This window comes from Microcystis sp. M53598_WE2, assembly GCF_030067735.1.
Taxonomy (GTDB): Bacteria; Cyanobacteriota; Cyanobacteriia; order Cyanobacteriales; family Microcystaceae; genus Microcystis; species Microcystis aeruginosa.
In genome coordinates this window covers 1-2262 of record NZ_JASJFE010000436.1, presented here as the reverse complement: position 1 = coordinate 2262, position 2262 = coordinate 1, and the positions used below count along the sequence as shown (strand labels likewise).

The following is a 2262-nucleotide window of genomic DNA, read 5'->3' as shown; positions in this document are numbered from 1 at the left end:
GCAAAAGTTTTTTCAATTCTCGTTTTCATTTCCCGGGCCGCCTTATTGGTAAAAGTGACTGCGAGAATATTTTCCGGATCGACCCCGTGATGACGGATCAAATGGGCGATACGATAGGTTAAAGCGCTAGTTTTTCCCGATCCTGCTCCAGCAACCACCAACAGGGGGCCGCAAAAATGCTCCACAGCAAGGCGCTGGGAAGGATTGAGTTGTTCTAAATAATCGGCTGTGACTGTCATAATCTTTCCCTATAGCTCTGCGACCTCTATTAATCAGGCTACATCATCGAGACGGGGATCGGGCATTAGTCAACCCCTTCAAGAAATAAAAATTTTTTGGGCTAGTTTGTTTCAAATCGCTCAAGATTCTAAGTTGTCATCTACAATGGAATTAGCGGAGACGAAAGTTTCCGTTCACTCCTCACACCACACTCCGTCCGGACAATGTTCGGGCGGTTTCTTATTGAAAATACTCGATCTCTACAAATTCCCTGTTACACTGTATGATCAAAGATTTCTTGGAATCTTTTTGCGTTCAAACGTACTACCATGTGAGGGACATCACTTGTCTAAACGTTATTTGTTCACCTCCGAATCGGTTACAGAGGGACATCCCGATAAAATTTGTGACCAGATTTCTGATACTATTCTCGATGCTCTGTTATCCCAAGATGACCACAGTCGTGTAGCGGCTGAAGTGGTTGTCAATACAGGGTTAGTCTTGATTACTGGTGAAATCACCTCGAAAGCACAGGTTCATTTCGTCGATTTAGTTCGCAAGAAAATCGCTGAAATCGGCTATATCAACGCAGATAACGGCTTTTCCTCGAATAGTTGCACCGTTTTAGTCGCTTTAGACGAACAATCTCCCGATATTTCCCAGGGTGTCACGGCTGCTCAGGAAAATCGCGAACTTCTCAGCAATGATGAACTCGATAAAATTGGTGCGGGAGACCAGGGTATTGTCTTCGGTTTCGCTTGCAATGAAACCCCCGAATTTATGCCCTTACCGATTAGTTTAGCCCACCGCATCGCTCGCCGTTTAGCGGCAGTCAGAAAAACGGGTGAACTGTCCTATCTGCGTCCCGACGGTAAAACGCAAGTATCGGTCATTTATGAAGATGGTCGTCCCGTGGGTATCGATACTATCCTTGTTTCTACCCAACACGATGCTACTATCGGCGATATCACCGATAATGATCTCGTCCAACAAAAGATTAAAAGTGATCTCTGGGAAGCGGTAGTACAACCGGTCTTCAGCGATTTAGAGATTAAACCCGATGCCAATACCCGTTATCTGGTTAATCCCACCGGAAAATTCGTCATTGGTGGACCCCAAGGCGACGCGGGATTAACGGGACGGAAAATTATCGTCGATACCTACGGTGGCTATTCTCGTCACGGTGGCGGCGCTTTCTCCGGTAAGGATCCTACCAAAGTCGATCGCTCTGCGGCCTATGCTTGCCGTTATGTGGCCAAAAATATCGTCGCGGCTGGTTTGGCCGATAAGTGCGAGATTCAAGTGGGTTATGCGATTGGGGTAGCTCGTCCGGTGAGTCTCTTCGTGGAAACCTTTGGCACTGGCAAAGTCGCTGATGATGTGATTCTCGACTTAATCAATAAATACTTTGAACTCCGTCCGGCCGGTATTATCCAAACCTTTAACCTGCGCGGTTTACCCAGTGAAAGAGGCGAGCGTTTTTACCAAGATGTGGCCGCTTATGGTCATTTTGGTCGCAATGATCTCGATTTACCCTGGGAACAAACCGATAAAGCCGCTATCCTCAAAGAAGCTTTGACTTCTGCGGTAGTATAGGGTTAAAAATTAACTGCAATTTTTGATTCAGGAATAGAGTTTCAGGCTCTATTCCTTTTTTATACTAAATCCGTCGAGTATAGGCTACTTATGAGGAGAGGCAATAGGCACTCTTGCAATAGGCACTCTTGCAATAGGCAATAGGGGAAATAGATAATCAGTTTTTAATAACCGGATTTGGTATAACTATTCTCAATTATCGGTCTAAACAGGATTTAGTCTGACAAGTCTCTGGTAAATGGCGATCGCTGAGAGACGAAAATCTTCTTAATGCCGAAAATTTCTTAGTTACCTTGTACTAAATTCGCTATAATGCGAAAAGGTATATTTATACTACAAACTGAATGATCAGCTAATATGATTGACGAATTTGAAAGAGAAGGTTACTGGTGGCTCCCTGAACACACAGAAAAACGAGTAATTGGGAAACTTTCCCATAAACTTAAT

General features: G+C 44.5%; 2 protein-coding genes. One reads left to right on the top strand and one right to left on the bottom strand.

Features of this window, described 5'->3' with window-relative positions; translation table 11 throughout:
• Window positions 1–239: UvrD-helicase domain-containing protein (locus PX636_RS09205; RefSeq protein WP_288116842.1), on the bottom strand; the 239-nt coding region annotated here is incomplete at its 3' end.
• 325 nt (window positions 240–564) lie between these two features.
• Here PX636_RS09205 and metK point away from each other — a divergent pair.
• Complete coding sequence (gene metK, locus PX636_RS09200) at window positions 565–1815, top strand: methionine adenosyltransferase (protein ID WP_012267167.1); 1251 nt, start codon at window positions 565–567, stop codon at window positions 1813–1815.
• The last annotated feature ends 447 nt before the right edge of the window (window positions 1816–2262 follow it).